The 15008-nt window shown below is 72.8% G+C and carries 16 protein-coding genes; 12 read left to right on the forward strand and 4 right to left on the reverse strand.

The features are described 5' to 3' along the window. The first annotated feature begins 147 nt into the window (after positions 1-147). From OG965_RS12740 to OG965_RS12770, 7 genes are all read left to right on the forward strand, one after another. Entirely contained in the window at positions 148-1056 is a 909-nt protein-coding gene (locus OG965_RS12740) for a hypothetical protein (protein WP_371652123.1), read from the forward strand. Positions 1057-1387: 331 nt separating this feature from the next. Then, positions 1388-2557: an ABC transporter substrate-binding protein gene (locus OG965_RS12745; RefSeq protein ID WP_371652124.1), complete on the forward strand. Its 1170-nt coding sequence runs from the start codon at positions 1388-1390 to the stop codon at positions 2555-2557. An 8-nt stretch (positions 2558-2565) separates the two neighbouring features. Beyond that, positions 2566-3468, forward strand: coding sequence for an ABC transporter permease (locus OG965_RS12750; RefSeq protein ID WP_371652125.1), 903 nt, complete (start codon positions 2566-2568; stop codon positions 3466-3468). Continuing rightward, positions 3456-4325, forward strand: a complete 870-nt coding sequence (locus OG965_RS12755; protein WP_371652126.1) for an ABC transporter permease — start codon at positions 3456-3458, stop codon at positions 4323-4325. The genes OG965_RS12750 and OG965_RS12755 overlap by 13 nt, the downstream gene beginning before the upstream one ends. Next, positions 4322-5380, forward strand: a complete 1059-nt coding sequence (locus OG965_RS12760) for an ABC transporter ATP-binding protein (RefSeq protein WP_371652127.1) — start codon at positions 4322-4324, stop codon at positions 5378-5380. The genes OG965_RS12755 and OG965_RS12760 overlap by 4 nt, the downstream gene beginning before the upstream one ends. Next, positions 5377-6027 carry an HAD family hydrolase gene (locus tag OG965_RS12765; protein ID WP_371652129.1) on the forward strand — a complete coding sequence of 217 codons (651 nt, stop codon included), beginning with the start codon at positions 5377-5379 and terminating at the stop codon, positions 6025-6027. The genes OG965_RS12760 and OG965_RS12765 overlap by 4 nt, the downstream gene beginning before the upstream one ends. A 40-nt stretch (positions 6028-6067) precedes the next feature. Beyond that, on the forward strand, positions 6068-6826 hold the full coding sequence (locus tag OG965_RS12770; RefSeq protein ID WP_371652130.1) for a GntR family transcriptional regulator: 759 nt from the start codon (positions 6068-6070) through the stop codon (positions 6824-6826). A 43-nt stretch (positions 6827-6869) separates the two neighbouring features. Here the strand turns inward: OG965_RS12770 and OG965_RS12775 are convergent, their stop codons facing one another. Beyond that, on the reverse strand, positions 6870-7277 hold the full coding sequence (locus OG965_RS12775; RefSeq protein ID WP_371652131.1) for a ribonuclease domain-containing protein: 408 nt from the start codon (positions 7275-7277) through the stop codon (positions 6870-6872). A 177-nt stretch (positions 7278-7454) separates the two neighbouring features. Between OG965_RS12775 and OG965_RS12780 the strand changes: the two genes are divergently transcribed. Beyond that, the gene (locus tag OG965_RS12780) at positions 7455-7925 is read left to right on the forward strand and encodes a MarR family winged helix-turn-helix transcriptional regulator (protein ID WP_371652133.1); all 471 of its coding nucleotides are present in this window, start codon (positions 7455-7457) and stop codon (positions 7923-7925) included. 26 nt (positions 7926-7951) lie between these two features. On the opposite strand, the gene OG965_RS12785 is transcribed toward OG965_RS12780, so the two are convergent. Next, on the reverse strand, positions 7952-8833 hold the full coding sequence (locus OG965_RS12785) for an SDR family oxidoreductase (RefSeq protein WP_371652135.1): 882 nt from the start codon (positions 8831-8833) through the stop codon (positions 7952-7954). A 1-nt stretch (position 8834) separates the two neighbouring features. Then, a complete protein-coding gene (locus OG965_RS12790; RefSeq protein WP_371652136.1) occupies positions 8835-9614 on the reverse strand; it encodes an SDR family oxidoreductase in 780 nt (259 codons plus the stop codon). A gap of 56 nt (positions 9615-9670) precedes the next feature. On the opposite strand from OG965_RS12790, the gene OG965_RS12795 reads away from it, so the two are divergent. The 4 genes from OG965_RS12795 to OG965_RS12810 are packed head-to-tail and all read left to right on the forward strand — an operon-like array spanning position 9671 to position 13081. After that, positions 9671-10435, forward strand: a complete 765-nt coding sequence (locus OG965_RS12795; RefSeq protein ID WP_371652137.1) for an enoyl-CoA hydratase family protein — start codon at positions 9671-9673, stop codon at positions 10433-10435. Further along, the gene (locus tag OG965_RS12800; protein WP_371652139.1) at positions 10432-11280 is read left to right on the forward strand and encodes a CoA transferase subunit A; all 849 of its coding nucleotides are present in this window, start codon (positions 10432-10434) and stop codon (positions 11278-11280) included. Before OG965_RS12795 ends, OG965_RS12800 begins: the two co-directional genes overlap by 4 nt. Further along, positions 11277-12014 carry a CoA-transferase subunit beta gene (locus tag OG965_RS12805; RefSeq protein WP_371652140.1) on the forward strand — a complete coding sequence of 246 codons (738 nt, stop codon included), beginning with the start codon at positions 11277-11279 and terminating at the stop codon, positions 12012-12014. Before OG965_RS12800 ends, OG965_RS12805 begins: the two co-directional genes overlap by 4 nt. Beyond that, positions 12014-13081, forward strand: coding sequence for an NAD(P)H-dependent flavin oxidoreductase (locus OG965_RS12810; RefSeq protein WP_371652141.1), 1068 nt, complete (start codon positions 12014-12016; stop codon positions 13079-13081). Before OG965_RS12805 ends, OG965_RS12810 begins: the two co-directional genes overlap by 1 nt. Before the next feature lie 294 nt (positions 13082-13375). Here OG965_RS12810 and OG965_RS12815 read toward each other — a convergent pair whose 3' ends face one another. After that, a complete protein-coding gene (locus OG965_RS12815; RefSeq protein ID WP_371652142.1) occupies positions 13376-14968 on the reverse strand; it encodes a DEAD/DEAH box helicase in 1593 nt (530 codons plus the stop codon). Positions 14969-15008: the final 40 nt, after the last annotated feature.

Below are 15008 nucleotides of genomic sequence, written 5' to 3' on the forward strand. Positions count from 1 at the left end.
CATGGGCGCGTCAATGCGCGTGTTGTGGATTATCGGAGCTCCCCGGGCGCCCAACAAGGGCGACTTTCCGGCCATGTGTACGAAGGCGGGGTGCCGCGGGTCCCTCGTACAGTGGAGGCTGGTTCACCGTCGTACGGGGGTGACAGCGTGGCCCATACGAACGCGGCCGGGTCCGGGGCGAGTCACGGCTCCAGTCCTGTCGTCCACGGGTATCCGCACATCGAGACCGTGCGGGCGGCGATCACCGCGCTGTACCGGCGGCTGTCGTCCGACGGGATCCAGGGGTACGCCACGAGCATCCTCCCCGCCGACGTGGCCTTCGCCGACCACGACGACCTCCATCTGGGGGCCCAGCGGGTGGCCCGGGCGCTGGTCCAGCACCTGCATCTGCCGGACGCCCGGATGATCGTCGGATTCCGCGAGATGCAGCACGCGGCGTCGGTCGAACTGGCCGCGGGGCCCGAGTACTTCATCGAACTCAACGACCGCTTCCGGCGCCACCGGCGGGACATCGGGGCGGCCCTCGCGCACGAGATCACGCATGTGCTGCTGCACCGGCTCGGGCTGGAGTTCCCGGGGACGCGGGACAACGAGATCCTCACGGACACGGCGACCACGTACCTGGGGGCGGGGTGGCTGCTGCTCGACGCGTTCCGGGAGGACGGGGTGTCCAGCCAGAAGCTGGGGTACCTGACGCCGGAGGAGTTCGGTTACGTACTGGCGAAGCGGGCGGCCGTGTTCGGCGAGGACCCGTCGCCGTGGTTCACCAGCCCGCAGGCGTACCCCGCGTACCAGGCCGGGCTCGCCCGGGCCCGGCGCGACGAGCAGCAGCCGCCGCTGGTGGCGGCCGGGTGGGCGGGGCGGCGGCGGTACGCCCGCGACCGGCGGGGTGCGCGGGGGTCGGTGGGGGCGCCGTACTCCTTCGAGGGGGAAGGTTCCTCGCTGCGGGTGTGCTTCTCGTGCCCGACGTGCGGGCAGCGGAATCGGGTGGGGGTTCGGGGGAGGGTGCGGGTGCGGTGCGGGGTGTGCCGGACGGTACTGACCTGCGATACGTAACCCCCCTCCGGGGCTGCGCCCGCGGACCCCGTTCGTCTGCGGGCCGCGTGTGGCTGGTCGCGCAGTTCCCCGCGCCCCTAACGGGGCCCGCACCTCGAACGCCGGAGGAGCTGGAATTACCTAAGGGGCGCGGGGAACTGCGCGACCAGCCCCCACCGGACCCGCAGACGAACCCGCAAATCAGCCACCACCCCACCGGCCCGGCCGAAATTCGCCCCCTCCCGCCCTCCCCGACGCCCCGCGTTCACCGCCGCGTCACGCCCCACCCCCGTAATGAAGGAGTTGTCTGTACAACAGTTGGCTGTACAACCTCGCCCCTCATGGAGCCCTCGTGACGACCGCCCCCCGTATCCGCACCGCCGGTATCGCCCTCGCGCTCACCGCATCCGCGTTCGCTCTTGCCGCCTGTGGCGCGAAGAGTGACGCCAAGAACGTCGACTCGGGCGGGAAGGGCGGCGGGGTTTCCGCCGCGGCCGCCGGGTCCGCCGCCGAGGCCGGCGGGATGGATGCCCTCATCGCCGCCGCCAAGAAGGAAGGCACGCTCAACGCCATCGCCATCCCCCGCGACTGGGCCAACTACGGGGCCCTCATCGACGGGTTCCAGAAGAAGTACGGGATCAAGGTCGCCGTCGAGAACCCGGACGGGACCAGTCAGGACGAGATCAACGCGGTCAAGACCCGCAAGGGCCAGGACCGCGCCCCGGACGTGCTCGACCTCGGTGCCTCGTTCGCGCAGGCCGCGGCCCAGCAGGGGCTGACCGCCCCGTACAAGGTGACCGCGTACGACAAGATCGCCGAGGGGCAGAAGGACGCGCAGGCCCGCTGGTTCAACGACTACGGCGGCTACGTCTCCATCGGCTGTGACGCCAAGCGTGTGAAGCAGTGCCCGCAGACCTTCGCCGATCTGCTGAAGCCGCAGTACAAGGGGCAGGTCGCGCTCAACGGCAACCCGACCAAGTCGGGTTCGGCCTTCGCCGGTGTGTATGCCGCCGCCCTCGCCTCCGGCGGGTCCTTCGACGACATCCAGCCCGGTCTCGACTTCTTCGGCAAGCTCAAGAAGAACGGGAACTACAACCCCGTCGAGTCCACCCCGGCCACCGTCGAGAAGGGTGAGACCCCGATCAGCATCGACTGGGACTACCTCAACGCCGGGTATGGGGAAGAGTTCAAGAGCAAGGGGCTGGACTGGAAGGTCGCCGTGCCCAGTGACGGCATCTATGCCCAGTACTACTCCCAGGCCATCAACAAGGACGCGCCGCACCCCGCCGCCGCCCGACTGTGGCAGGAGTACCTGTACTCCGCCGAGGGGCAGAACCTGTGGCTGAAGGGGCACGCCCGTCCCGCGCTGATGACCGCCATGGAGCAGGACGGCTCGCTCGACAAGGCCGCCGCGGCCGCGCTGCCCAAGGTCGCGGGCACCCCGAAGTTCCCGGCCGAGGCGCAGACCGCCAAGGCCAAGCAGGTCCTCGCCGCGGGCTGGGCCAAGGCGATCTCGGGCTGATCTGATCCATGACCTCGTCACTCATCACCTCCTCCTCGTCGGGGGCCGGCGCCGCGACCGACGTGCGCCGTCCCCGGCGGCGGGGCCTCAAGGCCCCCGGGCCCTGGCTCGCCGCCCTGCCCCTGCTCGCCTTCGTGGCCCTCGCCTTCGGGCTCCCCGCCGTCGCCATGTTCAACGGCGCGCTCACCGTCAACGGCTCGTACGGGCTCGGCAACCTCGACCAGTCCCTGCACGGCGCCTACCGCACCGCGCTCCTCGGCAGCCTCAAGCTGGCCGCCGTCACCGCGGGCATCGGCTCGGTGCTCGGACTGCTGCTCGCCCAGGCCGTCGTCACCTCGCGCGGCCGGGCGCTGCGCGAGGCCGTGCTCACCGCGTCCGGCGTCCTCGCCAACTTCGGCGGTGTGCCGCTGGCGTTCGCCTTCGTCGCGACCCTCGGCAACGCCGGTGTGCTCACCACCCGCCTCGGCCTCGACCGGCACGGGTGGAGTCTCTACAGCTTCTGGGGACTCACCCTTACCTATCTGTACTTCCTGGTGCCGCTGATGGTCCTCACCGTCGCTCCCGCGCTCGACGGGCTGCGGCCGCAGTGGCGCGAGGCCGCCCTCAACTCCGGTGCCAGTGCCTGGCAGTACTGGCGGCACGTGGGCATCCCGGTGCTGCTGCCGACGCTGCTCGGCGGGTTCGTGCTGCTCTTCGGCAGCGCCTTCGCCGCGTACGCCACGGCCGCCGCGATGGTCGGCAGCTCGGTGCCGCTGGTGACGCTCCAGATCGCGGACGCGCTCTCCGGCAACGTCCTGATCGGCCAGGAGAACGTGGCGCTCGCCCTCAGCCTCGACATGATCCTGGTCGCGGCGCTCGTCATGGCCGTCCATCTGCCGCTGCAGCGAAGGAGCGCCCGATGGCTCGCCTGATCCCGGCCGGGGTGCGCCCGTGGCGCGGCGTCGTCCTCGGCGCCGCCGGGCTCTACTTCCTGGTTCCGCTGATCGCGGCTCTCGTTTTCACGGTGGATGTGCCGGGTCAGGGGTTCACCCTTGATTCGTACACGCAGATCTTCTCCGCCGACGGCTTCACCACCGCACTGCTGCTCTCCCTCGGCCTCGGGCTCACCACGGTCGCCCTGGCGCTGCTCCTGACGCTCCCGGCCGCGCTCGCGGTGCGGCTCTCCGGCTCGGGGCGGCTGCGCTCGGTGCTCGAAGTGGTCTGCACACTTCCGCTGGTGGTGCCGCCGGTCGCGCTGGTCGCCGGGATCGGGACCGTGCTGAAGTGGGGGCCCGACCACCTCGCCACCACTCCGCTGTACGAGACGTTCGTCGCGGTGCAGGACCCCGACTTCCCCGTAGTGCTGGTGCTCGCGTACGTGGTGATGGCGCTGCCGTTCGTCTACCGCTCGCTGGAGGCGGGGCTGCGGGCCGTCGACGTCCGTACGCTCGTCGAGGCCGCCCGTGACCTGGGCGCCTCCTGGCCCCGGGCGATCGTCTCGGTCGTCCTGCCCAATCTGCGCACCGCGCTGCTCAACGCCTCGTTCCTGGCGCTCGCGCTGGTGCTCGGCGAGTTCACCGTGGCGCAGCTGCTCGGATTCCAGCCGTTCGCGGTGTGGATCGTGCAGGCGTCCGGCTCCAACGCCCAGCTGTCCGTGGCCGTCTCGCTGCTCAGCCTGGTGCTGACCTGGGTGCTGCTGCTGGCTCTGACCGCCGTCTTCCGTACGCGTGCCGCCCGTTCGGCGCGCGCCCCCCGCAGTGACAAGACCAAGAAGGAGGCGGGCGCGTGACGATCACCGACGCACCTGCGCGCACCGGAACCGCCCTGAGGATCCGGGGGCTGCGCCGCACCTTCGGCTCCGCCGTCGCGCTCGACGGGCTCGACCTCGATGTCGCACCCGGTGAACTCCTCGCCCTGCTCGGCCCGTCGGGCTGCGGCAAGACCACGGCGCTGCGGGTCCTCGCGGGCTTCGAGAAGCCCGACTCCGGTCAGGTGCTGCTCGACGGCGAGGACATCGTGCCGGTCCCGGCCAACCGTCGCGACACCGGGATGGTCTTCCAGTCGTACAGCCTCTTCCCGCATCTGACCGCGGCCGACAACGTGGCCTTCGGGATGCGGATGCGCAGGGTCGCGGCGGCCGAACGGCGTTCGCGCGCCGCCGAGTTGCTGGAGCTCGTGGGTCTGCCCGACCACGGCGGGCGCTTTCCGCACCAGCTCTCCGGCGGTCAGCAGCAGCGCGTGGCGCTGGCCCGGGCGCTCGCCCTGCGGCCCCGGCTGCTGCTCCTCGACGAGCCGCTCTCGGCGCTCGACGCCCAGGTGCGGGTGAACCTGCGCGAGGAGATCCGGCGGCTCCAGCTGGAGCTCGGGATCACCACCGTGTTCGTCACGCACGACCAGGAGGAGGCCCTGTCGATGGCCGACCGGGTCGCGGTGATGCGCGGCGGACGGCTCGAACAGTGCGCGACCCCGGCCGAGTTGTACGACCGTCCGGCGACCGCGTTCGTGGCGTCCTTCATCGGCACCATGAACCGCGTCCCGGGGCGCCTCGCCCCCGACGGGCAGGCCGAGGTCCTCGGCGTCACGCTTCCCGTGGACGGCCCGGCGGCCGGTGCCACCGCGTTCCTGGTGCGCCCCGAGGCGCTCGACGTGTCGGCGGACGGCCCCGACCTCGTGACCGGCAGCTCCTTCCACGGGGCCAGCACCCGGCTGCGCGTCCGGCTCGCGGACGGCACCGAGGTGAAGGCCGATCTGCCCTCGCACGCGGCGGGCGCGTTCGGCGCGGGCGCGGCCGTCACCGTACGGCCGCAGCGGCGTCCGGTGCTCGCGGCGGGTGAGGAGGCGTGAGCGGGCTGCGGGCGGTGCTCTTCGACATGGACGGCACCCTGGTCGACACCGAGCGGGCCTGGGTCGAGGTCGTCGAGCAGATCGCGGCCCGGCACGGGTACGCGCTGGTGGGCACCGGGCGCACAGCGGTGTACGGGCGGTCCGTCGAGGACACCGCCACGATGCTGTACGAGCCGCTCGGCGTTCAACAGGACGTTCTGGCAGCCGAGTTGGGCGACGGGTTCGCCGCGCGGCTCGCCGACGGGGCCGAGCCCCGGCCGGGCGCGCTGCGGCTGCTTTCGGTGCTGCGCCGCAACCACGTGCCGACCGCGCTGGTGTCGGCGTCGCCGCGCGCCGTCGTCGACCGGGTCGCGGCCTCCCTGGCCGGGCACCGCTTCGACGCGGTGTACGGGGCGGAGGACACCGTACGGACCAAGCCCGCGCCCGATCCCTATCTGGCGGCGGCAGCGGCGCTCGGCGCCGAGCCTTCACGGTGCGTGGCCGTCGAGGACACGGTGACGGGAGTGACGTCGGCCGAGGCGGCGGGGTGCGCGGTGCTCGCGGTGCCGTCGATGGAACCCATCGCGCCCGCGGCGGGCCGGACCGTGCTGGCTAGTCTGGAGGAAGCCGATCTGGCGTTGCTGCGCTCGCTGATCAGCGTGCACTAGCGGGCAGTTGACGGGGACAGGAACGGGGACGGGGAACGACATGGCAGGCAAGGCGGCGCCGCTGTACCGGAAGGTGGCCGGCGATCTGCGGGCGGCCATCACCGCCGGGGAGTACGGGTCGGGGGCGCGGCTGCCCGCCGAGGACGAACTCGCCCGTACCTACGGCGTGTCCAGGGGCACGGTCCGCCAGGCGCTCGCCGCGCTGCGGGCCGACGGTCTGGTCACCTCGCGGCGCGGGGCGCGGCGGGTGGTGCTCGGCGGGGGCGGGACGCGGCTCCAGAGCTTCGAGGAGCTGCGGTCGTTCGCGCGCTGGGCGCGCTCGCAGGGCGAGGAGCCGGGCGGCCGGACGGTCGCGGTGGATCCGGGCGGGGCGACCGAGGAGGAGGCGTACCACCTGCGACTCCCGGTCGGGGAGCGGATCTTCCGCGTCCTTCGGGTCCGTACGCTCTCCGGGACCCCGGTGATGGTGGAGCGCACGACCTACCCGGAGCGGGTGGGCGAGCTGGTGGCGGCGATGGACCCGGGCCTCGCCTCCCACGCCGACGAGCTGGAGGCGCACGGGGTGCTGTTCAGCGACGCCCTGCACACGATCGACGTGGTCCCGGCGGACGCCGCCGACGCGGAGCTGCTCGGCTGCCGGGCCGGTGACGGCCTGCTGCGCGAGCGCCGCCGCTCCACCGACCCGGCCGGCCTGCCGCTGGAGTGGTCCCAGGACCGCTATCTGCCGGGCACGGTGGCGTTCACCGTCCGGAACTCGTCGGGGTCGAGGGCGATGGGCAGGAGCCTCAACGGCTCGTGAGGCTCCTGCCCGCCCGGGTCCGCCCGGGTCCGCCCACTGTCGCTCAGCAGCCGTGGTCGACCAGGTCGAACGTCGCGTAGTGGTCCGAGGTGTAGTAGTCCTGGTCGGTCTGCTGTCCGGTGACGATGCGGCGGGCGCCGCGCGTCGGGGAGCCGGGCGTCTTCACGGTGTACTCGTGGTAGTAGCCGCTCGACTCCGACGGCAGCACGTGCTCGCGGTTGGAGAAGACGACGCCGTCCTGGGAGTACGGGAACGGGCCGCCCTTGTCGATGAGCCGCAGCGTGTCGTACGCCTGCGAGGGCAGGTCGGAGTAGCAGATGCTGCCGACGCTCTGTACGGACACCGTCGACGAGGCGGCCGCGGTGGCCGGAAGTGCGGCCGGGCCGAGGAGGAGGGTGGCGGCGAGAGTGGCTATTCCGCCGAGCGTGGTGATGCGTGGGGGGATTCTCATGCGGTCATGATGACGCGCGTAGAGCAGCGGCCGTCAACATCAACTCCGTTGAATTTCCCACGAGTTAACCTGCGGCACCCGCCCGTAACGGAAGCGTCTGCCGCTCTTTGCTCTCATAGGAAGAATTTGGCCATTCTTTCGTTTACGCGAACTAAAGACTTGCTACTCTCTCCCGCCATGGACCACAGCCTCGCTGCCGACCGTGCCAAGGCGGTCGAAGATCTTCTCTCCGTGACGCGCGCACACAGCGGTGTCACGGTGATGTTCCACACCGCGGTCGCCGAAAGGCAAGGCCTGGGCGCCTCCGAAACCAAGACGCTCGACCTGCTGGAACGGTTCGGTCCGCTCACCGCGAAGGAACTCTCCCAGCACACCGGCCTCGCCCCCGCCTCCGTCACCGGCCTCGTCGACCGCCTGGAGGCCAAGGGGTTCGTACGACGTGCCAAGCACCCCACGGACAAGCGGCGCGTCCTCATCGAGATCCGCTGGGAGAACATCGATGGCCTGAAGCGGTTCTTCGTGGACTGGTCCCATCAAGTGGCCGAATTCTGCGAGGAGTTCACCACGGAGGAGCTGGGGACCGTGATCCGCTTCCTCGCCGGCAACAGCACGCTCCAGCGCGAGGCGGCGGCGCGGCTGGGGCGGTAGCGCGGGACGCGCCGCCGCCCCGCCCCTCACCCCGCCCCGTACACCGCCCCCGGCACCTCCGCCTCCCCCAGCAGCCGTCGGGCCGCCTCGCCCGCCTCCGCCGGGGTCCAGCGGGCCCCCTTGTCCGCCGTCGGACCTGCGCGCCAGCCCTCCATGACCGTGATGCGGCCCCCCTCCGCCTCGAAGACCCGGCCCGTCACGCCCTCGCTCGCCGCCGAGCCGAGCCACACCACCAGCGGCGACACGTCCTCCGGCGCGGCCGCGAGGCCGGTGAAGACCCGCTCGGTCATCCGGGTGCGCGCCGCCGGGGCGATCGCGTTGACCTGGACGCCGTACCGCGCGAGCTCCGCCGAGGCCACCAGGGTGAGGCCGACGATCCCGGCCTTGGCCGCCGCGTAGTTCCCCTGGCCCACACTGCCGAGCAGACCCGCGCCCGAGGTCGTGTGGACGACCCGGGCGACCGGACGGCGGCCCGCCTTGGACTCGGCGCGCCAGTGCGCCGCCGCCTCCCGCAGCGGCAGGAAGTGACCCTTGAGGTGGACCCGGAGGACCGCGTCCCAGTCGTCCTCGTCGAGGTTGACCAGCATCCGGTCGCGCAGGAAGCCCGCGTTGCTCACCAGCGTGTCCAGGCGGCCGAAGTGGTCGAGGGCCGCTTCGACGAGGGAGGCCGCTCCCTTCGCCGTCGCGATGTCCCCGCCGTGCGCGACCGCCTCGCCGCCCGCCGTACGGATCTCGGCGGCGACCCGCTCGGCCGGGCTGCCGGGGGCCGGGGCGCCGTCGAGGCCGACGCCGAGGTCGTTGACGACGACCTTCGCCCCCTCGGCCGCGAACGCCAGGGCGTGCGCACGGCCGAGCCCCCGCCCCGCCCCGGTCACCACGACGACCCGTCCCGCACTGCTGTCCGTCATCTCAACTCCCTTGCCGCTCGGGCGATTTGTTGACCGTGGCCGCGTCCAGGAACGCCGGGCGCTCGCCGCCGCCGTGGACCAGGAGGGACGCGCCGGTGATGTACGCGGCCCGGCCGGAGGCGAGGAAGACGGCCGCCTCCCCCACCTCGTCCGGCTCGGCGAGGCGACCGAGGGGCACGGTCCGGGCGACGGCCGCGACGCCTTCCTCGTCCCCGTAGTGCAGCTGCGCGAGCTCGGTGCGGACCATGCCCAGGACGAGCGTGTTGACCCGCACCCCGGGCGCCCACTCCACCGCCATCGAGCGGGCCAGGTTCTCCAGGCCCGCCTTGGCGGCGCCGTACGCGGCGGTGCCGGGCGAGGCGCGCGTACCGCTGACGCTGCCGATCATCACCACCGAGCCGCCGGACGCCCGCAGATGCGGGTACGCGGCGAGCGAGGCGGTGAGCGGCGCGGTGAGGTTGAGCTCCACCACGCGCGCGTGACGCTCGGCGGACGACTCCCCGAGGAGGCGGTAGGGCGTGCCGCCCGCGTTGTTGACCAGCACGTCGAGGTGCCCGTACGCCGCCGCGACCGCGTCGAAGAACTCCCGTACGGCGGAGGGTTCGCGCAGGTCGAGCGGGCGGAACTCGGCCTCCCTGCCCCCCGCTTCGACCGGCCGCTCCGGTGGCCTGCGGGCGCAGACCACCACCTCGGCGCCCGCCGCGAGGAACGCCCGCGCGATGCCCGCGCCGACGCCCCGGGTGCCGCCCGTGACGACCGCCGCCTTCCCGGCCAGCTCCATCCGCTGCTACCTTCCCTACCTAACAAATGTTTGGTGGAAAGGTAGCTGATCCGCTCATGGGTGTCTCCACCACCGGCCCCGAGAAGGGGATTTCCCTCGTCACCGTCGACTTCCCGCCCGTCAACGCGCTTCCCGTGCACGGCTGGTACGAGCTGGCCGACGCCGTGCGCACGGCCGGGCGCGACCCCCGGATCCGCTGTGTCGTCCTGGCCGCCGAGGGGCGCGGCTTCAACGCCGGGGTCGACATCAAGGAGATGCAGCGCGACCCCGGCCACAGCGCGCTCATCGGCGCCAACCGGGGCTGTTACGAGGCCTTCGCGGCGGTGTACGAGTGCGAGGTGCCGGTGGTCGCGGCGGTGCAGGGGCACTGCCTGGGCGGCGGGATCGGCCTGGTCGGCAACGCCGATGTGGTGGTCGCGAGCGAGGACGCCACCTTCGGGCTGCCCGAGCTGGACCGGGGCGCGCTCGGCGCCGCCACCCATCTGGCCCGGCTCGTCCCCCAGCACCTGATGCGCGCGCTCTACTACACCTCGCGGACGGCCACGGCCCGGGAACTGCTGGCCCACGGATCGGTGTGGAAGGTCGTCCGGCGGTCCGAACTCCTCGACTCCGCCCTGGAGTTGGCGCGTGAGATCGCCCGCAAGGACGGCTCGCTGATCCGGCTGGCCAAGGCCGCCATCAACGGCATCGACCCCGTCGACGTCCGCCGCAGCTACCGCTTCGAGCAGGGCTTCACGTTCGAGGCCAACCTCAGCGGCGTGGCCGACCGGGTCCGCGACACCTTCGGCGAGCAACCGGGGAAGGGGAGGGAGCGGGCATGACGGACAAGACCATGACGCCCGAGGAGGTCGTCGCGCGGCTGCACAGCGGCATGACCCTCGGCATCGGCGGCTGGGGCTCGCGCCGCAAGCCGATGGCGCTGGTCAGGGCGCTGCTCAGAGCGCCGGTGACGGATCTGACGGTGATCTCGTACGGCGGCCCGGACGTCGGCCTGCTCGCGGCCGCCGGAAGGATCCGCAGACTGGTCGCCCCCTTCGCCACCCTCGACTCCATCCCGCTGGAGCCGCACTTCCGCGCGGCGCGCGAGGCGGGGGCGTTCACGCTGACGGAGATCGACGAGGCGATGTTCATGTGGGGGCTGCACGCGGCCGCCAACCGGCTGCCCTTCCTGCCGGTACGGGCCGGACTCGGCTCGGACGTCATGCGGGTCAACCCCGGTCTGCGGACGGTGACTTCGCCGTACGAGGACGGGGAGACGTTCGTGGCCGTGCCCGCGCTCCACATGGACGCGGCCCTGGTCCACCTCAACCGCGCCGACCGGCTCGGCAACGCCCAGTACCTGGGCCCCGACCCCTACTTCGACGACCTGTTCTGCGAGGCCGCCGACAGCGCGTACGTCTCCTGCGAACGTCTCGTCGAACCGGGCGGCTTCGCGGACGCCGTCCCGCAGACCCTCCTCGTCGGACGCCACTCGGTCACGGGCGTCGTCGAGGCGCCGAACGGGGCGCACTTCACGTCGTGCGTACCGGACTACGGGCGGGACGAGCCGTTCCAGAAGCTGTACGCGACGACGCCGTGGGACGAGTTCGCCACGCGGTTCCTGGCGGGGCCGGACGAGAAGAGCTACCAGTCGGCCGTCCAGGCCTGGCACGAGGAGGTCCGATGACGGACTCGACCGTGGTGATCAGCCGCGCCGAGTACTGCGTGATCGCCTGCGCCGAGGCGTGGCGCGGCGACGGGGAGGTGCTGGCCAGTCCGATGGGCCTGATCCCGTCGCTCGGCGCGCGGCTGGCCCGGCGCACCTTCGCCCCGGACCTGCTGCTCACCGACGGCGAGGCGACGCTGGTCGGGGCGGACGGGGCGGCCGAGGGCTGGCTGCCGTACCGCCGCCATCTGACCATGGTCACCGGGGGCAGACGGCACGTGATGATGGGCGCGAGCCAGATCGACCGGTTCGGCAACCAGAACATCTCCTGCATCGGCGACTGGGCGGCGCCCACCCGCCAGTTGCTCGGGGTGCGCGGCGCCCCCGTCAACACCCTCAACAACCCGGTGAGTTACTGGATCCCGCGCCACTCCCCCCGGGTGTTCGTACCCGAGGTCGACATGGTGTGCGGCGTCGGCTACGACCGGGCGGCCGCCGCCGGGGCGCGTTACCACCGCATCCCCCGGGTCGTCAGCGACCTCGGCGTCCTCGACTTCGCCACACCCGGCCGCACGATGCGGCTGGCGTCGCTGCACCCCGGGGTGACGGTGGAACGGGTACGCGCGGCGACGGGCTTCGAGCTGACGGTGGAGGACAAAGTCCCGTACACGCGAGATCCGACTACTGAAGAACTGCACCTGATACGAGAGGTGCTGGACCCGGAGGGGCGGCGCGACGGGGAGGTCCGTCGCTGATGGAGACGGCACTGACCCGCCTGGTGGGGGTGCGGCACCCGATCGTACAGACGGGGATGGGGTGGGTGGCCGGTCCCCGTCTGGTGTCGGCCACGGCCGAAGCCGGGGCGCTGGGCATCCTCGCCTCGGCGACGATGACCACGCGGGAGCTGCGCGCGGCGGTACGGGAGGTCAAGTCGCGTACGGACGCGCCGTTCGGGGTGAATCTGCGGGCGGACGCGGGGGACGCACGGGAGCGGGTGCGGATCATCGTGGAGGAGGGGGTACGGGTGGCGTCCTTCGCGCTCGCCCCCTCGCGGGAGCTGATCGCCTCGCTCAAGGACGCCGGGGTGGTGGTCGTGCCGTCCGTCGGGGCGCGGCGGCACGCCGAGAAGGTGGCGGCGTGGGGCGCGGACGCGGTGATCGTGCAGGGCGGGGAGGGCGGCGGGCACACCGGCGAGGTGGCGACGACGGTCCTGCTGCCGCAGGTCGTGGACGCGGTGGACATCCCGGTGGTGGCGGCCGGGGGCTTCCACGACGGGCGCGGGCTCGTGGCGGCGTTGGCGTACGGGGCGGCGGGGGTCGCGATGGGCACGCGGTTCCTGCTCACGTCGGACTCTCCGGTGCCGGATGCGGTGAAGGCGCGGTATCTGGCGGCGGGGGTGTCCGATGTGATCGTGACGCGGGCGGTGGACGGGTTGCCGCACCGCATGCTCCGCACGGAGCTGGTGGCGTCGCTCGAACGGGCCGGGCGGGTGCGTTCGCTGGTCTCGGCCGTGCGGCACGCGGCGGCGTTCCGCTCGCTGTCGGGCTCGTCGTGGGCCCGCCTCGTCGCGGACGGCCGCGCGCTGCGCCACGGCAAGGACCTGACGTGGAGTCAGGTGCTGCTCGCGGCGAATACGCCGATGCTGCTGCGGGCGTCGATGGTGGAGGGGCGGGTGGAGGCGGGGGTGATGGCGTCGGGGCAGGTGGCGGGGGTGATCGAGGATCTGCCGAGTGTGGGGGAGCTGGTGGGGCGGGTGATGCGGGAGGCGACGGCGACGCTGTCGACCCTCCGGGACCTGGGCCCCACCCCGCCCCTTCCCTAAACCCTCCGGGGGTGGGAGGGGGGTGGAGGTGGGCTTTCCCGGGGGCTACGCCCCCGGACCCCCGGGCGGGGCTGCGCCCGGCCGCCGTTCGCCTGCGGGCCGTCCGTGGCTGGTCGCGCAGTTCCCCGCGCCCCTCAAATGCCGCTGCGCGCCATCCCCTGGGCGCCCCGGAGGGGCGCTTCCAGGGGCGCGGGGAACTGCGCGACCAGCCCCCACCGGGCCCGCAGACAAACACGGGGCCCGGGGCGAAGCCCCGCAACGGGGTGTGGGGGCTGAAACCGGTGGAAGATCCGGCTACGCCGGCGTGCTGCGGCGGCCGCCCGACTGGGGGCGGCCACGGCGCGCGCCGCCGGCCTGGGCGCGGGCGCCCTGGGACTGGGCACCCCGGGCCGCGCCCTGGGACTGCCCACCCCGGCCACCCTGGGCGGAGCCCTGCGTGCGGCCACCCTGGGTGGAGCCCTGCGTACGGGCGCCCTGGGACTGGCCCGTGCGGCCCGACGACGTGCGGGAGCCCGAGCGGGCGCCCCGGCTCCGGGTGCGGGTACCCGACGGCGGCGTCGGGGCGGGGACCTCGACCACGACCGGCACGCCGGACGGCTCGCGCGCGCCCGTGACCCGTACCAGCTCCTCGTCGCTCGACTTCACCGCCGCCGTCCGGGGACGGATCCCCGCGAACGTCATCAGACGGCTCATCTCGCGCTTCTGCTCGGGCAGGACCAGCGTCACGACGCTGCCCGACTCGCCCGCGCGGGCGGTGCGGCCGCCCCGGTGGAGGTAGTCCTTGTGGTCCGTGGGCGGGTCGACGTTGACGACCAGGTCGAGGTCGTCGACGTGGATGCCGCGCGCCGCCACGTTCGTCGCGACGAGCGCGGTGACCTGGCCGTTCTTGAACTGCTCAAGGGTGCGGTTGCGCTGCGGCTGGGAGCGGCCGCCGTGCAGGCCCCCCGCCCGTACGCCGCTCGCGAGCAGCCGCTTGACCAGCCGGTCGACCGAACGCTTGGTGTCCAGGAACATGATCACCCGGCCGTCGCGCGCCGCGATCCGCGCGGTGACGGCCTTCTTGTCGGTCTCGTCCTGGATGTAGAGGACGTGGTGTTCCATCGTCGTGACCGCGCCCGCCGACGGGTCCACCGAGTGGACGACCGGGTCGGTCAGGAACATGCGGACCAGGCGGTCGATGTTCTTGTCCAGGGTCGCCGAGAACAGCATCCGCTGACCACCCGGCTCCACCTGCTTCAGCAGCGCCACGACCTGCGGCATGAAGCCCATGTCGGCCATCTGGTCGGCCTCGTCGAGCACGGTGATCCGCACCTGGCCGAGCACGCAGTCGCCGCGCTCTATGAGGTCCTTGAGACGGCCGGGCGTCGCCACGAGCACCTCGGCGCCGCGCCGCAGCGCGTTCGCCTGCTTGGTGAGCGAGAGCCCGCCCACGACCGTGGTCAGGCGCAGGTTGACGGCCGTGGCGTACGGCGTCAGCGCGTCGGTGACCTGCTGGGCCAGCTCACGCGTCGGCACGAGTACGAGGGCGAGCGGCGCCTTCGGCTCGGCGCGGTGGCCGGCCGTACGGGCGAGGAGCGCGAGGCCGAAGGCGAGGGTCTTGCCCGAGCCCGTGCGGCCCCGGCCGAGGATGTCGCGGCCCGCGAGGGAGTTCGGCAGGGTCGCGGCCTGGATCGGGAACGGCTCGGTGACGCCCTGCGCGGCCAGCGTCTTGAGGAGCGCCGCGGGCATGTCGAGGTCGTCGAAACCGGCCACCGAGGGCAGCGCGGGCGTGACCGTTTCCGGCAACGTGAATTCGCCCTGCGGCTGCACGGTCCGGCCGCGCGCGGCGTTCGCGGCGGGCTTGGCGGAGCTGGAGGTGGAGCGCTTGCGGGGGGTCATACGCGTCATACGGAAATTGCCTTCCTGGGCCCGGTGGACGGACAGCACG

It is taken from the genome of Streptomyces sp. NBC_00224, from assembly GCF_041435195.1.
In the GTDB taxonomy this organism is placed as follows: domain Bacteria; phylum Actinomycetota; class Actinomycetes; order Streptomycetales; family Streptomycetaceae; genus Streptomyces.